At 62.7% G+C, this 24,046-nt stretch carries 23 protein-coding genes; 9 read left to right on the top strand and 14 right to left on the bottom strand.

The annotated features are described in order from the left end of the window. The 5 genes from ABEA02_RS07690 to ABEA02_RS07670 form a co-directional block, all read right to left on the bottom strand. A complete protein-coding gene (locus tag ABEA02_RS07690) occupies positions 1–1,545 on the bottom strand; it encodes a 2-isopropylmalate synthase (RefSeq protein ID WP_345532305.1) in 1,545 nt (514 codons plus the stop codon). A 4-nt stretch (positions 1,546–1,549) separates the two neighbouring features. Continuing rightward, positions 1,550–2,338, bottom strand: coding sequence for a CDP-diacylglycerol--serine O-phosphatidyltransferase (pssA, locus tag ABEA02_RS07685; protein WP_345532304.1), 789 nt, complete (start codon positions 2,336–2,338; stop codon positions 1,550–1,552). Positions 2,339–2,474: 136 nt separating this feature from the next. After that, positions 2,475–3,491 (bottom strand): ketol-acid reductoisomerase, encoded by a 1,017-nt coding sequence (ilvC, locus tag ABEA02_RS07680; RefSeq protein WP_345532303.1) that lies wholly within the window; start codon positions 3,489–3,491, stop codon positions 2,475–2,477. 52 nt (positions 3,492–3,543) lie between these two features. Continuing rightward, positions 3,544–4,035: an acetolactate synthase small subunit gene (gene ilvN / locus ABEA02_RS07675; RefSeq protein WP_345532302.1), complete on the bottom strand. Its 492-nt coding sequence runs from the start codon at positions 4,033–4,035 to the stop codon at positions 3,544–3,546. Positions 4,036–4,040: 5 nt separating this feature from the next. Then, on the bottom strand, positions 4,041–5,744 hold the full coding sequence (locus ABEA02_RS07670; protein ID WP_345532301.1) for an acetolactate synthase 3 catalytic subunit: 1,704 nt from the start codon (positions 5,742–5,744) through the stop codon (positions 4,041–4,043). Positions 5,745–5,854: 110 nt separating this feature from the next. Here ABEA02_RS07670 and ABEA02_RS07665 point away from each other — a divergent pair, with 110 nt between their 5' ends. From ABEA02_RS07665 to ABEA02_RS07645, 5 genes are all read left to right on the top strand, one after another. After that, the gene (locus ABEA02_RS07665) at positions 5,855–6,472 is read left to right on the top strand and encodes an RNA polymerase sigma factor (RefSeq protein ID WP_345532300.1); all 618 of its coding nucleotides are present in this window, start codon (positions 5,855–5,857) and stop codon (positions 6,470–6,472) included. After that, a complete protein-coding gene (locus ABEA02_RS07660; RefSeq protein ID WP_345532299.1) occupies positions 6,469–6,879 on the top strand; it encodes a DUF3619 family protein in 411 nt (136 codons plus the stop codon). Before ABEA02_RS07665 ends, ABEA02_RS07660 begins: the two co-directional genes overlap by 4 nt. Then, the gene (locus ABEA02_RS07655; RefSeq protein WP_345532298.1) at positions 6,843–7,496 is read left to right on the top strand and encodes a DUF3106 domain-containing protein; all 654 of its coding nucleotides are present in this window, start codon (positions 6,843–6,845) and stop codon (positions 7,494–7,496) included. The genes ABEA02_RS07660 and ABEA02_RS07655 overlap by 37 nt, the downstream gene beginning before the upstream one ends. 64 nt (positions 7,497–7,560) lie before the next feature. Next, a complete protein-coding gene (locus ABEA02_RS07650; protein WP_345532297.1) occupies positions 7,561–8,052 on the top strand; it encodes an RDD family protein in 492 nt (163 codons plus the stop codon). 10 nt (positions 8,053–8,062) lie between these two features. After that, positions 8,063–8,482, top strand: coding sequence for a GNAT family acetyltransferase (locus ABEA02_RS07645; protein WP_345532295.1), 420 nt, complete (start codon positions 8,063–8,065; stop codon positions 8,480–8,482). Positions 8,483–8,485: 3 nt separating this feature from the next. On the opposite strand, the gene lptG is transcribed toward ABEA02_RS07645, so the two are convergent. Together lptG and lptF are read right to left on the bottom strand one after the other, a co-directional pair. Next, on the bottom strand, positions 8,486–9,562 hold the full coding sequence (gene lptG, locus ABEA02_RS07640) for an LPS export ABC transporter permease LptG (protein ID WP_345532294.1): 1,077 nt from the start codon (positions 9,560–9,562) through the stop codon (positions 8,486–8,488). Further along, positions 9,559–10,638: an LPS export ABC transporter permease LptF gene (gene lptF / locus ABEA02_RS07635; protein ID WP_345532293.1), complete on the bottom strand. Its 1,080-nt coding sequence runs from the start codon at positions 10,636–10,638 to the stop codon at positions 9,559–9,561. Before lptF ends, lptG begins: the two co-directional genes overlap by 4 nt. A gap of 301 nt (positions 10,639–10,939) precedes the next feature. Between lptF and ABEA02_RS07630 the strand changes: the two genes are divergently transcribed. The 4 genes from ABEA02_RS07630 to ABEA02_RS07615 all read left to right on the top strand — a co-directional run bounded on the left by ABEA02_RS07630 (position 10,940) and on the right by ABEA02_RS07615 (position 16,585). Then, on the top strand, positions 10,940–12,424 hold the full coding sequence (locus tag ABEA02_RS07630) for a leucyl aminopeptidase (protein WP_345532292.1): 1,485 nt from the start codon (positions 10,940–10,942) through the stop codon (positions 12,422–12,424). 13 nt (positions 12,425–12,437) lie between these two features. Continuing rightward, complete coding sequence (locus tag ABEA02_RS07625; RefSeq protein WP_345532291.1) at positions 12,438–12,860, top strand: DNA polymerase III subunit chi; 423 nt, start codon at positions 12,438–12,440, stop codon at positions 12,858–12,860. Beyond that, positions 12,857–13,585 carry a FliH/SctL family protein gene (locus tag ABEA02_RS07620; protein WP_345532290.1) on the top strand — a complete coding sequence of 243 codons (729 nt, stop codon included), beginning with the start codon at positions 12,857–12,859 and terminating at the stop codon, positions 13,583–13,585. The genes ABEA02_RS07625 and ABEA02_RS07620 overlap by 4 nt, the downstream gene beginning before the upstream one ends. Before the next feature lie 177 nt (positions 13,586–13,762). After that, positions 13,763–16,585: a valine--tRNA ligase gene (locus ABEA02_RS07615; RefSeq protein ID WP_345532289.1), complete on the top strand. Its 2,823-nt coding sequence runs from the start codon at positions 13,763–13,765 to the stop codon at positions 16,583–16,585. A gap of 89 nt (positions 16,586–16,674) precedes the next feature. Here ABEA02_RS07615 and ABEA02_RS07610 read toward each other — a convergent pair whose 3' ends face one another. From ABEA02_RS07610 to ABEA02_RS07580, 7 genes are all read right to left on the bottom strand, one after another. Continuing rightward, the gene (locus tag ABEA02_RS07610) at positions 16,675–17,151 is read right to left on the bottom strand and encodes a thiol-disulfide oxidoreductase DCC family protein (RefSeq protein ID WP_345532288.1); all 477 of its coding nucleotides are present in this window, start codon (positions 17,149–17,151) and stop codon (positions 16,675–16,677) included. A 29-nt stretch (positions 17,152–17,180) separates the two neighbouring features. Continuing rightward, positions 17,181–18,749 (bottom strand): phytoene desaturase family protein, encoded by a 1,569-nt coding sequence (locus ABEA02_RS07605; RefSeq protein ID WP_345532287.1) that lies wholly within the window; start codon positions 18,747–18,749, stop codon positions 17,181–17,183. 45 nt (positions 18,750–18,794) lie between these two features. Beyond that, entirely contained in the window at positions 18,795–19,268 is a 474-nt protein-coding gene (locus ABEA02_RS07600) for a DUF2269 family protein (protein ID WP_345532286.1), read from the bottom strand. Then, a complete protein-coding gene (locus tag ABEA02_RS07595; RefSeq protein ID WP_345532285.1) occupies positions 19,265–20,524 on the bottom strand; it encodes an SDR family oxidoreductase in 1,260 nt (419 codons plus the stop codon). The genes ABEA02_RS07600 and ABEA02_RS07595 overlap by 4 nt, the downstream gene beginning before the upstream one ends. Before the next feature lie 80 nt (positions 20,525–20,604). After that, entirely contained in the window at positions 20,605–21,159 is a 555-nt protein-coding gene (locus ABEA02_RS07590) for a GbsR/MarR family transcriptional regulator (protein WP_345532284.1), read from the bottom strand. Positions 21,160–21,257: 98 nt separating this feature from the next. Beyond that, positions 21,258–21,761 (bottom strand): type II toxin-antitoxin system RatA family toxin, encoded by a 504-nt coding sequence (locus tag ABEA02_RS07585; RefSeq protein WP_345532283.1) that lies wholly within the window; start codon positions 21,759–21,761, stop codon positions 21,258–21,260. A 76-nt stretch (positions 21,762–21,837) separates the two neighbouring features. Further along, positions 21,838–24,045 (bottom strand): RelA/SpoT family protein, encoded by a 2,208-nt coding sequence (locus ABEA02_RS07580; protein WP_345532282.1) that lies wholly within the window; start codon positions 24,043–24,045, stop codon positions 21,838–21,840. Between the last annotated feature and the right edge of the window lies 1 nt (position 24,046).

Here is a 24,046-nt window from a genome sequence, read left to right as displayed (position 1 = left end):
TCAAAGCGATTCGCCCTGCGGGTCGACACGCTGCGTATTGGCATGCAGCTTGTTGAGTGCATTGATGTAGGCTTTGGCCGACGCGATGATGATGTCGGTGTCGGAGCCCTGCCCGTTCACCACACGATCATTGCGCGCGAGACGCACTGTTACTTCACCCTGTGCATCGGTACCCGAAGTGATCGCGTTAACCGAGTAGAGCAAGAGCTCGGACTGGCTCTTCGCTGTCACTTCAATGGCCTTGAAGATGGCATCGACAGGACCCGAACCTTCTGACTCGGAACGTGCTTCATCACCATCCACCGACAGCGTCACGGCCGCATGCGGCGTCTCGCCGGTCTCGGAGCGCACGCTGGATGCGAGCAGCTTGAAGTGCTCGCGCTCGGGCGTCACGCCTTCATCCGACATCAGTGCATGCAGGTCTTCATCGAAGATTTCCTGCTTTTTGTCGGCGAGTTCCTTGAAGCGTGCGAAGGCGATATTGAGCTGCTCTTCGGACTCGATGGTGATGCCGATTTCAGTCAAGCGCGCACGGAACGCATTGCGGCCAGACAGTTTGCCCAGCGTGAGGCGGTTGGCCGTCCAACCCACGTCTTCGGCGCGCATGATTTCGTAAGTTTCGCGATGCTTGAGCACGCCATCCTGGTGAATGCCGGATTCATGGGCAAATGCATTGGCACCCACAATGGCCTTGTTTGGCTGCACCGGATAGCCTGTGATCTGCGAAACAAGCTTGGAAGCCGGCACGATCTGCGTCGCATCGATGTTGGTCGACACCGCGAACAAGTCTGCGCGTGTACGCACCGCCATTACGACCTCTTCCATCGAAGCATTGCCGGCGCGTTCGCCGAGACCGTTGACGGTGCATTCGACCTGACGCGCCCCTGCCATGACGGCAGCCAGGGAGTTGGCAACCGCCAGGCCGAGATCATTGTGGCAATGCACTGACCAGATCACCTGATCACTGTTCGGTACGCGCTCGATAAGTTGCGCGATGAGATTGGCGAACTGGCCGGGCATGTTGTAGCCCACAGTGTCGGGCACATTGATGGTCTTTGCGCCGGCCTTGATGACCTGCTCGAAAATGCGGCACAGGAAGTCGATCTCGGAGCGTCCGGCATCTTCGGCGGAGAACTCGACGTTGTCGGTGTACTGACGGGCCCAGCCGATCGCCCTGACCGCCTGCTCGACCACCTGATCGGGCTGCATGCGCAGCTTCTTCTCCATGTGGATGGGGCTGGTGGCGATGAAGGTGTGAATGCGGCCGGAATTGGCGGGCTTGATGGCCTCGCCCGCACGGCGGATGTCATTCTCGTTGGCACGCGCCAGCGAGCAGACGGTGGAATCCTTGACCGCTTCGGCCACCGCGCGGATCGACTCGAAGTCGCCATTCGAGGCAGCAGCGAAGCCGGCTTCGATCACATCGACGCGCATCTTCTCGAGCTGGCGTGCAATGCGCACCTTCTCTTCGCGCGTCATCGCCGCACCGGGGCTTTGCTCGCCGTCGCGCAGGGTGGTGTCGAATATGACGAGACGATCTTTCATGACTTCACTCCGGGGTGTGGCGCGCGCCGCCGCTGCGACGCTTCTTGAGCAGGCGCCATGCAGTCATCACGTAACCGGACAGCGCATAGCAGACAAACAGGCCGAACAGCACCTTGGGCGGATCATAGTGCACCGCCAGCAGGGCGGCGACGAAGATCAGGGCGACCGAGAACGGCACGCTCTTGCGCAGGTTGATGTCCTTGCCACTGTAGAAAAAGATGTTGCTGACCATGCTGATGCCGGCGAACACCGTGATGGCGGCCGCGACGTAGCGCACGTCATGGCCGGGAATTTTGCTGTCCAGCATGATCCAGACAAAACCCGCCACCAACGCTGCGGCCGCAGGACTGGGCAGCCCCTGGAAGAAACGCTTATCGATGACGGCGATGTTGGTATTGAAGCGGGCGAGACGCAGCGCAGCCGCCACGCAGTAGATGAAGGCGGCGATCCAGCCGATCTTGCCCAGGTCGCGCATTGCCCACTCGTAGATGACCAGCGAGGGCGCTGCCCCGAAGGACACCATATCGGACAGCGAGTCGTACTCGGCACCGAACTGGCTTTGGGTATTGGTCAGGCGTGCTACGCGACCATCAAGACCGTCGAGCACCATGGCGACGAAGATCGCCACGGCAGCGTCTTCGTACCGCCCGTTCATGGCCTGCACAATGGCGTAGAAGCCGGCGAACAGTGCAGCCGTCGTGAACAGGTTGGGCAGGATGTAGATACCGCGACGACGACGCTCGACTGGCGGCAGGGGTTCGCTTTCCGTGATGACTTCGTTTTCAGGCTGCACGCTGGGCTCCGCTCCACGATCTGCGCCTGGACGGCGCGTGTCGATACTATCCCGATCAGGTCTCACAAGTAGAAAAGGGAAGGAACGCGGGGATTCGCATCCCTCCCGTCACCTTCCCTTCAGACTTCACCGGAGATCAGTTCTTGGACTGGTCAACCAGCTTGTTCTTGGCAATCCACGGCATCATGCCGCGCAGTTGCGAACCGACGGTCTCGATCGGGTGCACTGCGTTCAGGCGACGACGTGCGGTCATGGCCGGGTAGTTGGTCTTGCCTTCCTGGATGAACATCTTGGCGTATTCACCGGTCTGGATGCGCTTCAGAGCGTTGCGCATGGCTGCACGGGATTGCTCGTTGATGACTTCCGGGCCGGTCACGTACTCGCCGTACTCTGCGTTGTTCGAGATCGAGTAGTTCATGTTGGCAATGCCGCCTTCGTACATCAGGTCGACGATCAGCTTGAGTTCGTGCAGGCACTCGAAGTAGGCCATTTCCGGAGCGTAGCCGGCTTCGACCAGGGTCTCGAAGCCCATCTTGACGAGTTCAACCGCGCCGCCACACAGCACAGCCTGTTCGCCGAACAGGTCGGTCTCGGTTTCTTCGCGGAAGTCGGTTTCGATAACGCCACCCTTGGTGCCGCCGTTGGCAGCTGCATACGACAGGGCGATGTCCTTGGCCTTGCCGGACTTGTCCTGGTAAATGGCGATCAGGGACGGCACGCCGCCGCCCTTGAGGTACTCGGAACGCACGGTGTGGCCCGGGCCCTTGGGGGCGATCATGATCACGTCGAGGTCAGCACGCGGCACGACCTGGTTGTAATGCACGTTGAAGCCGTGTGCGAAGGCCAGGGTGGCGCCTTGCTTGATGTTGGGCGCAACGTTGTTCTTGTAGACGTCGGGGATGTTCTCGTCAGGCAGAAGAATCATGACGAGGTCGGCAATCTTTACTGCCTCATCGACTTCCATGACCTTGATGCCCGCAGCTTCGACCTTGGACCACGAAGCGCCACCCTTGCGCAGGCCGACGACGACGTTAACGCCTGAGTCACGCAGGTTCTGCGCGTGAGCGTGGCCTTGCGAGCCATAACCGATGATGGCGACCTGCTTGCCCTTGATGAGGGAGAGGTCAGCGTCCTTGTCGTAATAAACCTTCATGATTTTCCTTTGATGAGAAAGTAGCGAAGAGGGGCAAACCCCGCGCAAACAGTTAAACCTTGAGGATGCGGTCGCCGCGCCCGATGCCGGTTACGCCAGAGCGCACCGTCTCAAGGATCAGCGATCGATCAATGGCATTGATGAACGAGTCGAGCTTGTCTTGCGTCCCCGTGAGCTCGATGACATAGCTGGCGTCGGTAACGTCAACGATGCGGCCACGGAAGATGTCGGCCATACGCTTGAGCTCTTCACGATCCTTGGCTTGCGCCCGAACCTTGATGAGCATGAGTTCGCGCTCGATGTGAGCAGCCTCGGAAAGGTCGACCACCTTGACCACCTCGATCAGCTTGTTGAGCTGCTTGGTGATCTGTTCGATGACTTCATCGGAACCGGTCGTCACGATGGTCATACGGGACATCGAGGCGTCTTCGGTCGGCGCCACGGTGAGGGATTCAATGTTGTAGCCGCGTGCAGAGAACAGGCCTGAGACGCGTGAGAGCGCGCCCGATTCGTTTTCCAGCAAGAGGGAGATAACGTGTCGCATGTTGATTACAGTTCTTCCGCGAGAATCATTTCAGTCAGACCCTTGCCGCCCTGAACCATCGGGTAGACGTTTTCGGTCGGATCAACCTGGAAGTCGATGAAGACCAGCTGGTCCTTGTATTTGCCGAAGGCATCACGCAAGGCACCCTCGACGTCGGACGGCTTGGTGATCTGCATGCCGATATGGCCATAAGCCTCAGCCAACTTGGCGAAGTCCGGCAGCGAATCCATGTAGGACTCGGAGTAACGGTTGCCGTGGAAGAACTCCTGCCACTGGCGCACCATGCCAAGGTAGCGATTGTTGAGCGAGATGATCTTGAGCGGGATGCGATACTGCTTGCAGGTCGACAGCTCCTGGATACACATCTGCACCGAACCTTCGCCCGAGATCACGGCCACCGGCTTGCCGGGGTTGGCAAGCTGAATGCCCATGCCGGCCGGAATGCCGAATCCCATGGTGCCGAGACCACCCGAAGTGACCCAGCGACGCGGCTCATCAAAGCCGTAGTACTGCGCACCCCACATCTGGTGCTGGCCCACATCGGTCGCCACGAAGGCTTCGCCCTTGGTGACTTCCCAGAGCTTCTGCACCACGAACTGCGGCTTGATGACCTCGTCCGAATTGCGATAGGCCATGCACTTGCGGCCGCGCCATTCTTCAACCTGCTTCCACCAGGCGGCCGAGGTCTCGGGCTTGGGCGGCTCGGCATCAATCAGGCGGGCAAGCTCCTCGAGCACTTCCTTGACGTCGCCAACGATGGGCACGTCCACTTTGACGCGTTTGGAAATCGACGAAGGATCGATGTCGATGTGAATGATCTTGCGCGGCTCGGCCTGGAAATGCTTGGGATCGCCGATCACGCGGTCATCAAAGCGTGCACCGACGGCCAGCAGCAGGTCGCAGTAATGCATGGCCATGTTGGCTTCGTAGGTGCCGTGCATGCCCAGCATGCCGACGAACTGCTTGTCCGACGCGGGATAGCCCCCGAGGCCCATCAGCGTGTTGGTCACAGGAAAGCCGAGCTTGCGCGCCAGCGCTGTCAGCTCCTTCGCCGCATTCGACAGCACCACGCCACCACCCGTGTAGATCATCGGGCGCTTGGCTTCCAGCAGCAGCTGGGCGGCCTTCTTGATCTGGCCGTGATGGCCCTTGACCACCGGGTTGTATGAGCGCAGCGAAACCGATTCCGGATAGGAGAACTCGCATTTCTGCGCCGTCACATCCTTGGGAATATCAACCAGCACCGGGCCCGGACGGCCGGTGGAAGCAATGTAGAAGGCCTTCTTGATCGTCGAGGCAATGTCCTTGACATCCTTGACGAGGAAGTTGTGCTTCACGCACGGACGGGTAATGCCGACCGTATCGACTTCCTGGAAAGCATCCAGGCCAATGGCAGCAGTCGGCACCTGACCGCTGATGATGACCATCGGGATCGAGTCCATATAGGCCGTCGCAATGCCCGTGACCGCGTTGGTGGCGCCAGGACCGGAGGTTACGAGGGCGACGCCAACGCGCTCGGTCGAGCGTGAATAGCCGTCAGCGGCATGCACGGCGGCCTGCTCGTGACGAACGAGGACGTGGCGGACCTTGTCCTGCTTGAACAGCTCGTCATAGATGAACAGCACCGCACCGCCAGGATAGCCGAAGACATAATCGACCTTTTCTTCCTGGAGACACCTCACTACAATTTCGGCACCCGTCAGAATCATTGCTTTACCCGTGCTAGCTCAGGCCAGCGCTCAGGCCGGCATTTACAGGCCGCGCGCAAAGACGGCGGCCCGATTCAGAAGAACCCGCTAAGTTACCGGCCGTCGGGCCTTTGGTCAAGGCGGACCGGGCTTCTGGCGCCCCAAAAAACAAAGGCATACCCCTGTCCACTCGCGTCGAACTGTCGGATTTCCTGGCCTCGGTCGAGCGTCGCGCCTACAAGCAGGCGCTGTACGCTGTACGCGACGAACAGGCGGCACTGGACCTGGTGCAAGAAGCCATGATGCGACTGGCGGAAAAGTACGGCCAGCGCCCCGCGGCAGAATTTCCCATGCTCTTCCAGCGCATTCTGCAGAACGCGATCCGCGACCACGGACGCCGCCAGAAGGTCCGGAATACCTGGGTCAGCCTGTTCTCGGCCTTCCGCGGCAACGATGACGACGAAGATTTCGACCTGCTTGAAACTCTTGAGACCGCTGACGACTCCAAACCTGCGGATACCCCCCACGGGCAGCTTCAGCAAAGCCAGACACTGGCCGTGATAGAACGTGAAATAGAAAAGTTGCCCGCACGTCAACGCGAGGCCTTCATCATGCGTTACTGGGAGGAAATGGATATCGCGGAGACTGCCGCAGCCATGGGATGCTCGGAAGGCAGTGTGAAAACGCACTGCTCCCGGGCCGTTCACACTTTGGCAGCAGCTCTGCGACTGAAAGGGATCACGCTATGAGCAACTATCGCGACCATCACGAAACTGAAGAACAGGCCTTCGCCCTCAAGCTGCGCAACCGCCTCAATGCAGGCGCCGCCACGCTGCCGGCTGACACGGCTGCGCGCCTGTTCGAGGCCCGCCAGGCGGCACTGGACAGTCACTCTCGGCGCGCCAGCGGACTGAGCATCGTCAGCTTCGGTCGTTCCGTGCTGAGCCTCGGCGGCGACGCGCTGCGCCCGATGTCGGCCGCCTTGCTGCTGGTCGCAGCTCTGCTGGGCACCGACTACATCACCTCCTCGCTGCAACTGGACGAGGTGGAAGAGGTGGATAGCGCCCTGCTGGCTGACGATCTGCCCATCAATGCCTACCTGGACCGCGGCTTCGATACATGGCTGAGCGTTTCCAATTCTTCTGCCGAACGCTGATCGCACTGGCCATTCTGGCCAGCGCATCAGTTCTCGCCGCGCCAGCGGACCGCCCCATCAGTGCGCCCAACTGGGCCCAACTCCCCCCCGTCCAGCAAACCCTGCTCAAGCCTCTCAGTGAAGATTGGCCCTTGATGCCGCAAGAGCAGCGCCTGCAATGGATCGGCATTGCAGAACGCTTCCCGCGCATGACCCCACAGGAACAGGCCAACGTAAAACAGCGTATGACCGACTGGGCCCGTCTGAGCCCGGAGGCCCGCGCCAAGGCGCGCGAGCAGTACAAGAAACTGCGCGCAGCACCGCCTGAAACCCGCAAGCAACTGGAACAGAAGTGGCGCGAGTACGAAGCCCTGCCGCCCGAAATGCGGCAGGCTTACCAGTCGGCACCCAAGGTACAACCCGTCCCGGCTGCCGACGGCTCCAAGCCCAAGATCTTCCCGACCGGGGTTCGCCCGCCGCAATCGACGGCTGTCGCCCCTGTCGTCAAGAAACCTCGCAAACCCCTGACACCCTTGCCGCCCGAGCTGCTTGTGCCTCCCGTGGCTGCATCAGCCCCGACTGCAGCGCCCGCACCTGCGGCGACCGTGGACGACGCGCCCGCACCGGATGCGGAATAATCGTCCCGGCCTTCTCCCGAACCCGATTCATACCCTTTACTGACCGCCAGCCGGCGGCTGACCGATGTCTCAAGCAAGCCTCAACGAAACCCTGTCCGCCTCGTCCGGAGCGCGCCCCGTTGTCGAGCTGGCCTCACTGCGCCGCCGCCTCGCGTGCATGCTGTACGAGAGCCTGCCGACCTTCGGGATCGGTGCCGTCTTCTGGTTCGCTCCGCTTGTCGGTTTGCACGGCGCCGGGCTCAATGTTTCCGGCTCGCTGGAATGGCTGGCGCTGTTTCTCGTGCTGGGCATCTATTTTGTCTTCGTCTGGAAACGTCTTGGCCAAACCCTGGCGATGCAGACCTGGCGCATACAGTTGATGGATGCCGAGACCGGCTCAGCCCCGAGCTGGCGCCAATGCATGATCCGCTACGTCGTAGCCTGGCCTTCGCTGCTGCTGATCGTAAGTGGCGTGGGCATCCTGTGGGCCGCATTCGTCGATCGCGACCGCCAGTTCGTGCACGACCGGCTGGCTGGCACCTGCGTGATTTTCGATCCGCCCAAACCCAAAGCCTGAAGACGCCGTGATGGAGATCCGGGTTTTTCGTCCAGAGGACGAAGCCGCCGTCATTGCGCTATGGGAGGCGTGCGGCTTGACGCGCCCATGGAACGATCCGCGCCGGGACATCGCACGCAAGCTGGCCGTGGATCCGGAGCTGTTCTTTGTGGGTGAGCTTGGTGGGCGAGTTGTCGCCTCGGTCATGGCGGGCTACGAAGGCCATCGCGGCTGGGTGAACTACCTGGCCGTAGCACCTGCCCTGCAGGGCCAGTCACTCGGCCGGCAGCTGATGGCCCATGTCGAAACTGCGCTGATCGAACGCGGCTGCCCCAAGATCAACCTGCAGATCCGCAGCTCGAACGCCGCCGTGCTCGCGTTCTATCGCTCTCTGGGCTACGGGCAGGACGACGTGATCAGCCTCGGCAAGCGCCTGATCGCGGACGACTGAGACTCAGCGCCGCTCCACCCAGCGCAGCATGAACAGCGCCGCCAGCAGGAAGGTCAGGCTGGGCGCGGCGGCCGTGGGCAACGGGCGCCAGTCGTTGATGATGCCAAGGTTGGACGACAAACCATTGAGCAGGTAGAAGCCCATGCCCAGCATCACCCCGAGCAGGATGCGCGCGCTGACGTTGCTGCTGCGCTGGTTGCCGAGGCAGAACGGTAGCGCCAGCCCGAGCATCACCAGCGCGGTGAAGGGGTAGATCACCTTCTTCCAGAACGCCACTTCATAGCGCCCGGTGCGCTGCTGGTTCTCTTCAAGATGCCGTACGTAGCCGTAGAGGTTGCTGAGCGCCATGCGCTCGGGCGCTTGCAGCCCTGCACTGAGCATCTCGGGCGTCAGTTCGGATTGCCAGGCCATCCGGGGCAACAACTCTGCTTCGATCTTGCGCTCCGAGATGAAACGCGTCTGCTGCACCTCGCTGAGCACCCAGCCCGCATCATGAGAATACTCGCCACGTGCGGCATTGCTGGCCCGTATGAGCTTGTGCTGCTCGTCGAACTCATAGATCCGCACACCTTCCAGCGCACCATCAGGCAAGGTGCGACGCACATTGACGAACAAACGCCCGTCACGTAGCCAAACCCCCGTCCGCAGCTCCTGCGGCACCGAGGCGTTGGTACTGCGCAGACGCCACTTCTGCGCGGCACGCTCCATTGGCGGCGCCACATATTCGCCGAGCACGAAGGTAGTGACGGCGATCAGCACTCCGACACGCATCAGACTGCCCAGCAAGCGCGTCGTCGACACCCCGGCGGCACGCATGACCGTCAGCTCCGAATGGCGCGACAGCTGCGTCAGGGCATACAAACCGCCAACCAGCGAAGCGATGGGCAGGATTTCGTAAGCACGCGAAGGAATCGTCAGCAGCACGAAGATGATGGCGTGCTTGAGGCGATAGCCCCCCTGTCCGACGCGCTCCATTTCGGCGAGGAAATCAAAGAACAGGAACAGCGCCAGAAAAGCCACCAGCACCAGTGCGCTGGCCGCCAGCACTTCGCGGAAAAGGTAGCGATTGAGGGTCTTCACGCTTTGCGCCGCCAGATGATCGGCCGCAGCCGGATGAGGAACAACACGACCAGCAACGCAATCATAAGGCCATGCACGCCCCAGGTGCCAAGCGCCGGGTTGATCTGCCCCTTGCTCACCAGCGACTGCGATACACCCAGCAGGTTCACGTAGATGGAGAAGGCCAGTACGGCAAAGATGAGGCTGTTGGTGCGCCCTGCCCGAGGATTGACGAAGGACAGCGGAATCGCCAGCAAGGCCAGCACAATGGTGGCCAGCGGCAGCCCGAGTCGCCACACCAGCTCGCCACGGTTGGCCTGCGTGGGTTTGTCGAAGAGCTCAACCGTAGAGGTTATGCGCGGCGTCTGCTCGATCTCGCCGATCTCACGCGGTTCAATACGCACCGAATACTTCTCGAAGTGCATCACGCGATACTCGGCCGAGCCCGGCTCGCCTTCGTAGCGGCGACCATCTTCCAGCGTCACGAAACGGTCACCATTCTCCGCGCGTCGCATCAAGCCCGATGCGGCGACCGTGATATTCAGCTTGCCATCCTGAATGGCGCTGATGAACACGTTGCGCACCCGCCCCGCATCAGTATCCAGCGCCTCGACGTAGAACACGCGGCGGGAATCGGAAGACTCGCGGAACACGCCCGGCGCCACGCGCGATACCTCGTCACGCCCCTCCAGCTGCTTGCGATAGGCAGCCGCCTGTTGCTGCGCCCAGGGCGAGAGGAACAACGACAAGGCGCCGACCGCCAGAGCCACCGGCAAGGCAAAGCGCAGCACAGGGCCGATCCAGGCCGTCAGCGGCAAGCCTGACGCGAACCAAACGACCATTTCTGAATCACGGTAACTGCGGCTCATCGACAGCAGAACGGCGATGAAGGCCGACAGCGCGAGCACGATGGGCAGATGGTTGAGCGTCGAGAAAACGATCAGCGCCAATACCGCGTCGGCCGGCACGCGCCCGCCCGCCGCCTGTGCCAGCAAGCGGATGAGAACCACCGTCAGCAGGATGAAGGTGAGCGCCACCGAGATGGCAGCGGCAGTCCCGGCGAACTCGCGCAGCGCTGCGCGACTGAACAGTCTCATCAGGTACTCGCTTCAGCTTTTCCGGCTGCGACACGTCGCGCCATGCAACAAGGGAACGTCACAATCATCGGAAACAGAACGCTGGAAAGTACGGCCGGAGAGAGGCGCTGGAGAGACGGGCCGGGCAACCACGGACCCGAGCGGGAAAAGTTCTGCGGGTAACCGGAACAGACATGGCGGTTATTGCCGCGATGGCAAGACAACGGAGACACATATAATGCGGCAAGATCCGGGCTCTGCCCGACGAGACTGCACGCTGCTTCGCAGCCCCTCAACCGCCGAACCACGACCGGAAAAGTCCATGGAATTTAGCATAAAAGCCTCAGCCCCCGAGAAACTCAAAACCGGCTGCCTGATCGTCGCCGCGTTCAGCGACAAAGGGCTTTGTGCGCAGGCCGAAAGCCTTGATGCCGCCAGCAAGGGTCAGCTTGCCAGATTGGTCAAACGCGACCTCGAAGACAAGGCAGGCAGCCTGCTGAGCCTGCCCCTGCTGCCCGGCGTCGCAGCCCAGCGCGTGGTAGTGCTGAGCCTGGGCAAACAAGCCGACTACAACGACAAGGCCCTGCGCACAGCGCTTGGCGCCCTCGGCCGCTGGCTTGCCGCACGTGACTGCGGTGACGCGGCACTGTGCGCCACCGACCTGATCCCCGCCACGGGTAACCTGCCCGCAGTGCTGCGCACAGCAGGACAGCTGCTGCAGGACGCCGCCTACCGCTTCCATGCCCCCAGCGCCAGGAAAGAACCCAGGAAAGTCGGTACCAGCAAGATCGACTTCATTCTCGTCGCCCGCAGCGACAACGCCGCCCGCAACGCGCTGGCGCAAGGCGCCGCGATTGCCGAAGGCATGGCCCTGACGCGTGATCTCGGCAACCTGCCTGCCAACGTCTGCACCCCGACCTACCTTGCCGAAACGGCACAGAAGCTTGGCAAGCAATACAAATTCAAGGTCACCGTGTTCGACAAGGCCGGCATCAAGCGCCTGAACATGGGCTCCTTCCTGTCGGTAACGCAAGGTGCGACCGAACCGCCGCGCTTCATCGTCATGGAATACCTCAAGGGCAAGCCGGGCGCTGCACCCATCGTGCTGGTCGGCAAGGGCATCACTTTCGACACCGGCGGCATCTCGCTCAAGCCCGGCCTGGGCATGGACGAGATGAAATACGACATGTGCGGTGCCGGCTCAGTGCTTGGCACCTTCAAGGCCATTGCGCAGATGGGCCTCGCCCTCAACGTGATCGGCCTCATCCCCAGCACCGAGAACATGCCCGCCGGCAACGCCACACGTCCCGGTGACGTGGTGCGCTCGATGTCGGGGCAGACCATCGAGATTCTCAACACCGACGCCGAAGGCCGCCTGATCCTGTGCGATGCGCTGACCTATGCCGAGCGCTACAAGCCTGCAGCCGTCGTCGACATCGCCACCCTCACCGGCGCCTGCATCACCGCACTGGGCCACCAGACCTCGGGCCTCATGGCTAACGATGACGACCTGGCGCGTGAGCTCCTGGACGTCGGGGTTGCCGCAGGCGACCGCGCCTGGCAGCTGCCGCTGTTCGACGAATACCAGGACCAGCTCAAGAGCAACTTCGCCGACATCGCCAACATCGGCGGCCCGCCCGCCGGCTCCATCACGGCTGGCTGCTTCCTGTCGCGCTTCACCAAGGCTTACAAGTGGGCCCACCTCGACATCGCCGGCACGGCGTGGAAGTCGGGCGCGGACAAGGGCGCTACAGGGCGTCCGGTTCCGCTGCTGACGCAGTTCCTGATCCGCCGCGCCAAGGCCTGAGGCAAACACCACCGTGGCCGAGGTCAAGTTCTACTTCAACGCACCGGACCGCATCACGACGGCGTGTTCGATCGCCGGCAAGGCGGTGCGCCAGGGGCACCGCGTACTGGTGTACGCGCCGGACGGTGAAACGGCCCGTCGTTTCGACCAGTTGCTGTGGTCGGTACAGCCTTTGTCGTTCGTGCCGCATGTCGCCGCGAGCTCTCCGCTCGCCGACCGCACACCTGTCGTCATCGCGACCAGCCTTGACAAGCCTGCCCATCAGGACGTATTGCTCAATCTGGACGACGCGCCACCCACGGATTTCAGCGCCTTCAACATGCTGGTCGAGATCGTTTCGACCCAGGAAGAAGACCGCCAGCAAGCCCGTCAGCGGTGGCAGACCTTCAAGCAGCAAGGCCACACCATCACGGCTCACGACCTCGCGAAATCATGAACCCGCACGTACCGGATCAGGCAGAACTCTCCGACGCCATTCTTGGCAAGGCGGATGCGCTCATCCGTCGCAACCGTCCGGACGGTGTGAGCTCAGACGCTGAAGAGCTGCCCCTGCTGACCGAGGTGGTGGAGGACATCCCCTCACTCAGCGACTTCCTCACCGCGCCGCACCCAGCCATCACCCAGGGCGAAGGCCGGATGCCGGTTGCCATCGGGCTCAGCCAGGAACAGGTCGACATCCTCATCCAGGACGCCGTGGACCGCGCCCAGCGTGACATCCTCAAGCATCAGGACCGTGTCGTTTTCGAGGCCGTCGAGCGCACCAAGGCCGAAAACGCCGTCGCCCATCAGGCCGCCCTGCAAGCCGCGCTGGCAAAGGGGCGGGCCGAAGGCCGCGCCGACGGCCAGTCACAAGGCTTTGCCGAAGGACTCGCACGGGGCCGCTCGGAAAACCAGAGCCTGCAGCAAACAGCGGTCGAATCCGCCAAGCGCGACGCCCATCAGCAAGTCATCCTGCAATTCTCCGAACAGCTCATCGAGCTCGACGCCTACATCGCACAGTCCGTCGATGCCTGGCTGGCCAAGGAACTGCCGCAGATCATCTCGGGAGAGATCGAGAGCCTCGTCGAGCGCCTCAAGACCCGCACCGCTGCGCACATGCGCGCCACGCTGCTGCCGGACATCTCGAACAAGCTCTCGGCACTTCTGGACACCAAGCTTTAAAGCGCTTCGCCGCGAAGGCGCAGAAAAGCAAGACGGGGCCGCAAAGAAAACGCGCTGGCGCGTTCTTTGCGGCCCTTTGCATTTCCCTTGCTCCTTCGCGGTGGAGGCTTTGCGGCCGGCCTGCCCGGTATAATTGTCGGCTCTCCAGCATTCGAACGCCTTACAGGCACGCCCCACATGGAACTCGCCAAGAGCTTTGAACCCGCCGACATCGAGTCGCGCTGGTACCCGCAATGGGAAAAATCCGGTTACTTCGGCGCCGGCCTCGACACCAGCAAGCCGGCTGACGAATCCTTCTGCATCCTGCTGCCGCCACCCAACGTCACCGGCACGCTGCACATGGGTCATGGTTTCAACCAGACCATCATGGATGCGCTGACGCGCTACTACCGGATGCTCGGCCGTAACACCCTGTGGCAGCCGGGTACCGATCACGCCGGCATCGCCACGCAGATCGTCGTCGAACGCCAGCTTGACGCCCAAGGGGTGAGCCGCCACGACCTCGGCCGCGAGAAATTCATCGAGAAGGTCTGGGAGTGGAAGGAATACTCCGGCTCCACCATCACCCGCCAGATGCGGCGACTGGGCACCTCGCCCGACTGGTCGCGCGAGCGCTTTACGATGGACGCCGGCCTCTCGAAGATCGTCACCGAAACCTTCGTGCGCCTCTACAACGAGGGCCTGATCTATCGCGGCAAGCGCCTCGTGAACTGGGACCCGGTGCTGGGCACCGCTGTGTCCGATCTCGAAGTGGTGAGTGAGGAAGAAGACGGCAAGCTGTGGCACCTTAACTACCCGCTCGCAGACGGCTCGGGCCACCTGACGGTTGCGACGACGCGTCCCGAAACCATGCTCGGCGACACAGCCGTGATGGTGCACCCGGAAGACGAGCGCTACGCGCATCTGATCGGCAAGATGATTGCGCTGCCGCTGTGCGACCGCGAGATCCCCATCATCGCGGACGCTTATGTCGACAAGGAATTCGGCACCGGCTGCGTCAAGGTCACGCCCGCGCACGACTTCAACGACTACGCCGTCGGCCAGCGCCACGGCCTGCCGATGATCTCCATCCTTTCGCTCGACGCGAAGATCAACGACAACGCGCCCGCAAAGTATCGCGGTCTCGACCGCTTCGATGCGCGCAAGCAGGTGGTTGCCGACTTCGAGGCCCTGGGCCTGCTTGGCGAAATCAAGCCGCACAAGCTGCAGGTGCCGCGTGGCGACCGCACCAATGTGGTCATCGAGCCCATGCTCACCGACCAGTGGTTCGTCGCCGTCAACAAGCCCGGCGCCGACGGCAAGAGCATCGGCCAGAAAGCGCTCGATGTCGTCGAGTCCGGCGAAGTGAAGTTCGTGCCCGAGAACTGGGTCAATACCTATTACTCGTGGATGCGCAACCTGCAGGACTGGTGCATCTCGCGCCAGCTGTGGTGGGGTCACCAGATTCCGGCGTGGTACGGCACCGACGGCCAGTGCTGGGTCGCGCACAGCGAGGACGAAGCCAAGCAGCTCGCCGCGAAGGATGGCTACACCGGCGCCCTGACACGCGACAACGACGTGCTGGACACCTGGTACTCGTCCGCGCTGTGGCCGTTCAGCACGCTGGACTGGACGCCAGAGTGGCCCGAAAAGTCCAACACCGCAATGGACCTCTACCTGCCCTCGTCCGTGCTGGTCACCGGCTTCGACATCATCTTCTTCTGGGTCGCCCGGATGATCATGATGACCAAACACATCACCGGCAAGATTCCGTTCAAGCATGTGTACGTGCACGGCCTGATCCGCGATGCGGAAGGCCAGAAGATGAGCAAGTCCAAGGGCAACGTGCTCGACCCGATCGACCTCATCGACGGCATCGGCCTCGACGACCTGATCGCCAAACGCACCACCGGCCTCATGAATCCGAAGCAGGCCGAGAGCATCGCCAAGAAGACCAAGAAGGAATACCCGGAAGGCATTCCCGGCTTTGGCACCGACGCGCTGCGCTTCACCTTCGCTTCGCTCGCCTCGCCCGGCCGCGACATCAAGTTCGACATGCACCGCTGCGAGGGCTATCGCAACTTCTGCAACAAGCTGTGGAACGCCACCCGCTTCGTGCTGATGAACTGCGAGGGCAAGGACTGCGGCCTCGACAATCATCAGGTCAATGCCTGTGACGGCCAGTACCTGGAGTTCTCCTTCGTCGACCGCTGGATGACCAGCCACCTGCAGCGCGTCGAAGCCGAGATTGCGCAGCACTTTGCCGAGTACCGCCTCGACTTGGCTGCACGCGCGATCTACGAGCTGGTGTGGAACGAGTACTGCGACTGGTACCTGGAACTCACCAAGGTTCAGCTGCAGAACGGCAACGAAGCCCAGCAGCGCGGCACGCGTCGCACGCTGGTACGCGCACTCGAAACCATCCTGCGTCTGGCCCACCCGCTCATCCCCTTCATCACCGAAGAGCTGTGGCAAACGGTCTCCGTCGTGGCAGGCCGCAAGAACACCGACTTCATCGGCACCGCGCCCTACCCCACCAGCGAACCGAGCCGCATCGACGAGACCTCCGAGGCTAAAGTCGCACAGCTCAAGGATCTGATCAATGCCACCCGCAGCCTGCGCAGCGAGATGAAGATCTCCGACGCCAAGCGCGTCCCGGCGCTGATCGCCGGCGATCTGGCGACCGTTACGCAATACGGCCCCTACATCGCCAGCGTCGGCAAGCTCAGCGAGGTCAGCGCAGTCGGCGCCGAACTGCCGCAATCGCCCGCCCCCGTACAGGTAGTCGGTGAGTTCCGCGCCATGCTCAAGATCGAGATCGACGTTGCGGCCGAGAAAGCGCGCGTTGGCAAGGAGATCGAACGCATCGAAGGCGAAGTGACCAAGCTCGACACCAAGCTCGCCAACGAAGGTTTCGTCGCACGCGCCCCGGCCGCCGTGGTCGAGACCGAACGCAAGCGCCTGACTGAGTTCAGGGCCACGCTGGAGAAGCTGCGCGAGCAGCTGAGTCGTTTGGGCTGATCCCGCACGTACAGCAGGAAATGAAACGGGCCGCATTGCGGCCCGTTTTTTATGGCGCTCTGTTGAACAAAACTTCGTCGACTCTGGCCTCAGTGGCGCCCTTTCTTGCTCGCCGTGTCGTGCAGATCACAGCTGTCAGCCGTACATGCCCGGCCACTCTCCGCACGCGGCATGGCGAGATCAATCAGCGGCGCGACCAGAGGGGCCACAAACGGCGACAAGGTATTGCGGTGTGCCGCAAAGACCCGGTACGCGCGGTCCATGAGCGGCCTCACCAGCGGCGCACGCGTCCAGCGATAGAGCATGCCCAGGCCCACTGCCTCGTAAGAAGCCTGTATCGCATCGAGGCCACGCAGCACCGTACCGTCTGCACCACGGGCATGCAGCGTTGCATCCAGCGAGGCCGCGTCGAACCCGCTGGTACCTGCATCAAAATCGGCAGCGCTGATATCCACGAGATGGAGCCGATCAAGCCGGTCACGCGCTTTCAGGGCATGCATCTCGCGGCGGCACAGCGGACAGGCACGGTCGTAATAGACAGTGAGTGGGTAGAGGGTAGTACTCATGACAATCTCCTCGTAAAAAACGCAAAGCTTCAAAGACCCGGGTAAGGCAGACGCGCAGATCTGCACGAGCCCGCCAGCAAACGCTCCACTGGATTGATCCGGCGGGCGCTGGCATGCAAGGCCCTGGCGCCTCGCGCGACGTGGCGACTGGCCAGCACACAGGCCACCGTGCCGAGGCCCGGCCAGGTCGTATCACCGACCATCCACAAGCCCTTTGGCCCCAAGTCATAGGGAATGGCACTCTGGTTACTGTTGGCGAGCGTGAGACGTGCGCCGCCAACCGCGCCGCGCGGCCGCTGTGTGAATGCGGCATAGGTCTTTGGTGTGCCGAACTCCTTCACGCACGCAGCTCGCCCGAGCTGCGGATAGACACGCCGTGCGTAGGTCAGCAGAAGCTCAGCGGCTTCCTGCTTGCGGCATGCATGCGTGGCGGCATCCAGCCCCTCCCAGTCCGCCAGCTCGCAATGCGTGGAGACCATGACGCTGCGGTGCCCTGCCGGCGCACTCAGCAGATCGCCCGGCGCTGACACCGAGATGAACATGTTGTTGCCCATGCCAAGTGGCCGCGCGTAGTCCTGCAACAGCTGGTGGTGGGTGTAGTCCTGCCCGGCCACTTCAGCCTCGGGCACACCAAGAAACATCACCAGCCCACCGCCCTGCGCCTGCGCATCGCGTTCGAGATAGGGGCGCAACGGCCTCGATAACAGTGACGGCGCCAGGCGGGCTGCGAGCTGCGCGGGCACAGCCAGCACTACCTGCGCGGTGTGGAAGCTACGGCCGTTGGCAGTCACACAATACGCCGCACCTTCACGCCGGACCTCCGACACGCCATGCCGGAACCGCAGGCGCCCACCCAGCGCCACATAGCGCGCCGCCAGGCTGCGCATGAAACCATGCATGCCGCCACGCGCCCGGGCCAGCCCTGCGCCACGAATGTTGATGCCCAAGGCAGCGTTGATGAGTGGTGCCGTATCGAGCTGCGCGTGCACGGTGTCTTCCACCATCATCGACAGCATTCCGCGCAGCGCCTGACTGCGCTCGATACCGAAATGCCGCAACGCATCGCCCATGCTCCAGCGCATGTAGCGCGCCAGCGGTGCATGGCGCAGGGGCAAGGCTCGTGCATTGTTCAGCAAGTCTGCGATGCTGCGCATGGGCAGCTTTACGCCAGCGCGACTGGCCGGCCAGAAAGCTTCGGACAGACTGTCGACGAGCGCCCAGAAGCGGCGATGCGCAGCGTCGTCACCCAGTTGCAGCAGGCGCTCGTTCGCCCAGTCGGCCGCACCGCGATACACAGTCACGCAACGATCAGGCAACCAGGCGCGATAGCCGGGCAGAAAATCTCCTTCCAGTGGCGGCAAACCTATCTCATCGAGAAAATCACCCCCTACGCCACCAGACTCAAAATCCACCAGGGTGGTGGCGCCCACATCAAAACTGAAACCCGCCCGCATGTAGTAGCCCGCACAACCACCAGGCCTGCTGTGCGCTTCCAGCACCTCGGTACGCAAACCAGCAGCCTGCAAGCGCAGGGCCGTAGCGAGACCGGCCAAGCCGGCACCGACAATCAGGACATCACACTGCGCTGCATGGTTCATGGTTATCTCCCCGAGCAAAGGGTCACGAAAGTACTGCGGCCACATTCAGAAACCGGTGGGCTTGGTCACCATCACCCAGAAAATCAGCATCGCGCCGCCGAAGCCGCAGTAGCCGAGGCCCTCCCACCACAGCGCCATGCGCCGGTACGCTGGCGGCAGCGGTTCAGCGGAGGCATGGGCCTTGCGGGCAAGCTGGTGCATGCGGATCTGCAGTACCACCACGGGCAACCAGCACAGGCCCACGAACATGTAGAGCGCGAGTCCCGCCGCAATCCATGGTGTGCTCAGTTCCCAGCCCACTGCGCGCATGAGCCACAGGCCGCTGAGGGGCTGCACGATCACGGCTGGCGTAGTGAATATCCAGTCGGCCAGCACCACGAAGCGTCCGACGAAAAGCTTGGCGGCCGTATCGCCGAAGCGGTTGGCGCAGAACAGGTAGAAGGCGCTGCCGAAGCCGGTGCCGATGAGCACCACGGACGAAATGACGTGCAGGTACTTGATACAGAGATAGCTGTTCATGCGGGCTCTCCTTCAGCGCGCGACCACAGGGCCAGCGCGGCGATCCAGGCCAGCATGGGCAGGTTCTTGAGCAAGGGGCCGAAGGGGTCGAACCACAGCGCGGGAGACAGCAGGCCCAGTCCCAAGGTGTAGCCTGCGACGATCAACCCCAGCACGGACCAGGCGAAGCGACTGCGTGCGAACAGCGCCAGACCTGCGGCCACCACGTCAACGAGCAGCATCGCGTAGTAGGCCCACTGCGCGGGCTCGCCAACGAGGCCCACGGCCTGCAGATGCGCAAAAGGTGCAACCTGCTGCGGCCACAGCAGCGGCAAGGCAGCTGAAGCGAGACACACGCTCGCCAGCGCGACGCGCCCAAGCCCCAGGCTGAGCTGGCGCAGGAAATCCTGCCGGCAACGCCGGGCTTCCTGTGCCGTCAGGAACTGTAGCGGTGGCCGCGGCGGCCGACCGAACGCGGCACTGAACGCATCACGATCCGTCGTGCTGCCCGCCTGCATCACGCGCTGGGTTTGCGTGCCGCCGAGCGAGGAGCCCCACCACTGCAACAGCACAGCCGTCACGCCGGCGAGCGCAGCAGGCAAGCCAGCGAGACGCGGTGCGCGGCCCGTGATGCGCTGCCCCAGCACGCGCACGTAGTCCGCCATGCTCAGTGCCTGTGGGCCGCCCAGCTCGTAGATGCCAGACGGGACTTGCGGTGCCCGCACAAGGAAGACCAGCAACTGCACAAGGTCATCGAGATGCACGGGCTGCACCAGACCACGCCCGCCACCGGGCAACAATGCAAACGGTAGCTGTGCGAGCGCAATCAGCAAGCGGCTGCTCTCACCGCGCTGCGAGAAGAGCAGCGAAGGCCTCACGACGCGCGCCTCCAGCGGCAGGCGCAGCAGGTAGTCGTCGGCTGCATGCTTGCTGGCGATGAAACTGCCCGTCGTCGCATCGCCCAGCGCAGAGACTTGCAGCACACGCCGCACACCCGCCGTGACACAGGCGTCGAACAGGCGGCACGCGCCAAGATAGTGAACGGCTTCATGATCGGCCTCGGTATGCACGGGCCCCAGGCCGCAAGCATTCACGACCAGATCCCAGCCGCGCAGCTTTGCAACCAGCTCCGCGTGCGGCGGCAACGCCTTCAGATCAAGACGCAGGTCTGCCAGGCCGCGCCGGGCCGCCCGCCCGACTTCAATGCCACACCACTCCAGCGCCTCGGCCAGGGCCGAGCCCACCATCCCGCCACTTCCCACGATCAGTACCCGCATGGTCTGCCTCCCGGCTGCGCCGCATTACCAATTAATTTCTTTTGTTTCTGTCAAAACAGAAATTAATGCCCAAAAAAATATCAGCTCGAATCACCGCTCTTGTCATCGCCCTTGCCGCCACGCACGAACTTCTGCACGCCCGCGCCCAGACGCAGGATCTTGACGAGGGTTTCTGGCGAAAGACGCATCATTTCGTCGCTCCAGATGGTCAGCACCTCCAGGAACTCAAGTGTGTCGCCCAGGCGATGCTTGAAGACCTCGGGCTCCTTCCCGAAGTCGGGCGCGGCGCGCAGTTCCCGCAGCACCGCAATCGTCGGGTCGATTTCGCGCTGCTTGCGGCCCTTGACGATGATGCGGAACAGCTCCCAGACGTCGCCCGAAGTCTCGAAATGATCTCGCCGGTCACCCAGCACATGGGTCAGTTTTACGAGCTGCCAGCTCTGCAGCTCCTTGATGCTGTTGCTCACATTGGAGCGCGCGACGTTGAGGGTTTCGGCAATTTCCTCGGCATGCATCGGACGTGCAACGGCGAACAGCAAGGCGTGGATCTGCGCGACCGTGCGATTGACGCCCCAGCGGCTGCCCATCTCGCCCCAGTGCAGGATAAAGGTTTGTGCGTTGTTCGAGAGTTCCATGGCTTGAAGCCTAGGCGCGTCACTAATTTCTGTCAAGACAGAAAATTGTGACGCGTGCGGGAATTGCGTTATGCAGGGCTGCCGCCGCGACGTGGTGCTCAGTTCGAAATCAGACGCATGAAGGCGCTGCGGCCCGTACCGTCCAGACTCGGCCAGGGCTGGCGGGCAAGATGCTCCTGCAGCCCCTGAAAAATGTGGCGCATCAGACGCACGTGGTGGGCCTTGAGATCCACGAGGCTGGCCAGCATTGCCAGCGCACGGCCACGCACGTGGATATCAACGTCGTAGGCCAGCCGGGTCGCCCCGTCTTCCAACGGCTCAAGTGTCCAGATACCGCGCCCGGCGAACAGACCACACACGTAGTTCATGCGCAATGTGCTGTGTGGTTCGGCTTCCGCAATCTCGCAGACGAAGCGCAGGCCGCCACGCGGACGAAACTCAACCTGGCTGCCAAGCAGTTCGGGTAACAGGTTCAACACGCGGATTTGCACGTGCATGGGCCACCACACCGGGTAGGCGGGCAACTCGGTCAACGCACGCCACACCATGGCTGGCGGAAACGGCAGGCTGACTTCATCACGGGATCGGCAGGTGCCTGCCATGCGCGGTGGTCCGGGAAGGATGGCGGAACGGAAAGGTCGCTCCCTGCACCGACGATTCCGCCAGACAGACTGCGCATCAGCAACGCCGTGCCGACACGACCCCTTCCACTTCAGAGACCTGCTGCAGGATGCGCTGCACCAGCTCAACACTGGCGACTTCTACCGTAAACCGCATATAGGCGCGAGGCCCGCGGGAGACGGTATTCACACCAATCACGTTGAATTTGTCGCGCGAGAACACATCGGAAATATCACGCAGCAGACCGGAGCGGTCATTGGCCTCAATGGCGATGTCGACGGGATAGACCTCGCTGCGCGTGCCCGGCGCGGGCAACTTGATGCCGCCCCAGTCGGCCGGCACGATGCGTTCAGGATGACGGTGCGCGATGTTGAGATAGCTGCGGCAATCGGCACGGTGGATCGACACGCCCCGACCACGCGTCACGAAGCCTTTGATGGGATCGGGCGGTACCGGCTTGCAGCACCGGGCAAGCTGCGTCAGCAACTGCCCCACGCCGACGATGAGGATGCCGTCTGCCGACTCGGCCGCGCGACGCTCACCGATCACCAGGTCTGGCTGCTCGGCGGGCGTGGTTTCTACCTGCAAGGCGTTATGGATCTGGCGCGCACTGACGTCTCCACGCCCCACGGCAATGAAGAAGTTCTGCGTCTCCTTGAAGTTGAGCTTGCCCGCCAGCTCGTCGAGATTGGCCTGCGTCTGCCCTGCACGCTGCAGCTCGCGCATGACAATGGCACGCCCTTGCGAAGCAGTCTCCTCTTCTTCCTGCTGCACAAACCAGCGCCGCACCTTGGCACGTGCATTAGAGGTGACGAGATAGCCGAGCTGCGGGTTGAGCCAGTCGCGTGACGGGCCGCCGATCTTGGTCGTGATGATCTCGACGACTTGTCCGTTGGAGAGCGGGGTATCGAGCGGCACCATTACGCCATCGACCTTGGCACCACGGCAGCGGTGGCCCAGATCGGTGTGCAGGCGGTAGGCGAAGTCGATGGGTGTGGCGCCAGCGGCGAGGTCCAGCACACGCCCCTGAGGCGTCACCACGTAGATGGTGTCGTCCAGCGCAGCACGCCGGGTGTGCTCTTCCCACTCCGCGACGTCCGTGACTTCATCACGCCACGACAGCAGCTGTCTCAGCAGCGCGATCTTCTCGTCGTAATCGCCGTCGGCCTTGGTCGCACCTTCCTTGTAGCGCCAGTGTGCCGCCACGCCCAGCTCGGCATGCTTGTGCATGTCATGGGTGCGGATCTGCACTTCCAGCGCACGACCATCCGCCGCGCGCACGGCGGTGTGCAGGGACTGGTAGTTGTTGCCCTTGGGCTTGCGGATGTAATCGTCGAACTCGTTGGCAATCGGTGTCCACAGCGAATGCACATGGCTCAGCACGCCGTAGCAGTCGCTGATGTCGTCAACCAGCACACGCAGCGCCCGCACGTCATAGACCTGCTCGAAGTCCAGGTGCTTGGCGCGCATCTTGTTGTAGATGCTGAAGATGTGTTTTGGCCGACCATAGATTTCGGCCTTGATGCCTTCCGCTTCCAGCGCGCTGCGCAGGCGTTCGATGGCATCCGCAATGAAGGCTTCGCGCTCGACGCGACGCTCGTCGAGCATCTTGGCGACGCGCTTGTAGGTGTCGGGCTCAAGGAAGCGGAACGACAGGTCTTCCAGCTCCCACTTGAGTTGCCAGACACCAAGCCGGTTAGCCAGCGGCGCGAACAGATCGATGCTTTCGCGCGCGATGTCCTCGCGCACCTGCTCGCGGTTCTCGGTGAAGAAGCGCAGGGTCTGCACACGCGACGCAAGGCGCAGCAGGATGACGCGCAGGTCTTCCGCCATCGCCAGCACCATCTTGCGCAGGGTCTCGGTCTGCACTTGCAGATCGGCCGCTGTCGCATTGGGCGCCGGGCGCGACAGCATGCGCAGGCGGTTGAGCTTGGACAGCCCCTCGACCAGCCGCGCAACAGGGGCACCGAAACGCGCTTCGATCTGTTCGATATCATGCTGTCCACCCTCACCCACGGCGAACAGCAATGCGGCCAGACGCGCGTCGACGTCCAGCCGCAGGGACACGGCGATGAGGGCCATGCCCAGGGCGTGCTGCCAGACCCCTTCGCCACTGCCGAGCACGTGCCCGGTGTAGACCGACTGGGCCCAATCGACAGCTTGCGCAATCTGCGCGCGCTCGGTGGGGCCCAGGCCCTCGGCGAGAAGGTCGGGAAGTGATGCGTCGCCACTGGTGTTGGCGACCGAATGCTGGACGGAAACCATG

Source organism: Viridibacterium curvum, from assembly GCF_039544165.1.
Taxonomy (GTDB): Bacteria; Pseudomonadota; Gammaproteobacteria; order Burkholderiales; family Rhodocyclaceae; genus Viridibacterium; species Viridibacterium curvum.
This window is presented reverse-complemented; position numbering and strand designations above follow the sequence as displayed.

Excerpts from the sequence above, each read along its gene's own strand:
- ABEA02_RS07690 (WP_345532305.1), bottom strand. The coding sequence starts at position 1,545 with ATGAAAGATCGTCTCGTCATATTCGACACCACCCTGCGCGACGGCGAG.
- ilvC (WP_345532303.1), bottom strand. The coding sequence starts at position 3,491 with ATGAAGGTTTATTACGACAAGGACGCTGACCTCTCCCTCATCAAGGGC.
- ilvN (WP_345532302.1), bottom strand. The coding sequence starts at position 4,035 with ATGCGACACGTTATCTCCCTCTTGCTGGAAAACGAATCGGGCGCGCTC.
- ABEA02_RS07670 (WP_345532301.1), bottom strand. The coding sequence starts at position 5,744 with ATGATTCTGACGGGTGCCGAAATTGTAGTGAGGTGTCTCCAGGAAGAA.
- ABEA02_RS07660 (WP_345532299.1), top strand. The coding sequence starts at position 6,469 with ATGAGCAACTATCGCGACCATCACGAAACTGAAGAACAGGCCTTCGCC.
- ABEA02_RS07655 (WP_345532298.1), top strand. The coding sequence starts at position 6,843 with ATGGCTGAGCGTTTCCAATTCTTCTGCCGAACGCTGATCGCACTGGCC.
- ABEA02_RS07650 (WP_345532297.1), top strand. The coding sequence starts at position 7,561 with ATGTCTCAAGCAAGCCTCAACGAAACCCTGTCCGCCTCGTCCGGAGCG.
- ABEA02_RS07645 (WP_345532295.1), top strand. The coding sequence starts at position 8,063 with ATGGAGATCCGGGTTTTTCGTCCAGAGGACGAAGCCGCCGTCATTGCG.
- lptF (WP_345532293.1), bottom strand. The coding sequence starts at position 10,638 with ATGAGACTGTTCAGTCGCGCAGCGCTGCGCGAGTTCGCCGGGACTGCC.
- ABEA02_RS07630 (WP_345532292.1), top strand. The coding sequence starts at position 10,940 with ATGGAATTTAGCATAAAAGCCTCAGCCCCCGAGAAACTCAAAACCGGC.
- ABEA02_RS07620 (WP_345532290.1), top strand. The coding sequence starts at position 12,857 with ATGAACCCGCACGTACCGGATCAGGCAGAACTCTCCGACGCCATTCTT.
- ABEA02_RS07615 (WP_345532289.1), top strand. The coding sequence starts at position 13,763 with ATGGAACTCGCCAAGAGCTTTGAACCCGCCGACATCGAGTCGCGCTGG.
- ABEA02_RS07610 (WP_345532288.1), bottom strand. The coding sequence starts at position 17,151 with ATGAGTACTACCCTCTACCCACTCACTGTCTATTACGACCGTGCCTGT.
- ABEA02_RS07605 (WP_345532287.1), bottom strand. The coding sequence starts at position 18,749 with ATGAACCATGCAGCGCAGTGTGATGTCCTGATTGTCGGTGCCGGCTTG.
- ABEA02_RS07600 (WP_345532286.1), bottom strand. The coding sequence starts at position 19,268 with ATGAACAGCTATCTCTGTATCAAGTACCTGCACGTCATTTCGTCCGTG.
- ABEA02_RS07595 (WP_345532285.1), bottom strand. The coding sequence starts at position 20,524 with ATGCGGGTACTGATCGTGGGAAGTGGCGGGATGGTGGGCTCGGCCCTG.
- ABEA02_RS07590 (WP_345532284.1), bottom strand. The coding sequence starts at position 21,159 with ATGGAACTCTCGAACAACGCACAAACCTTTATCCTGCACTGGGGCGAG.
- ABEA02_RS07585 (WP_345532283.1), bottom strand. The coding sequence starts at position 21,761 with ATGGCAGGCACCTGCCGATCCCGTGATGAAGTCAGCCTGCCGTTTCCG.
- ABEA02_RS07580 (WP_345532282.1), bottom strand. The coding sequence starts at position 24,045 with ATGGTTTCCGTCCAGCATTCGGTCGCCAACACCAGTGGCGACGCATCA.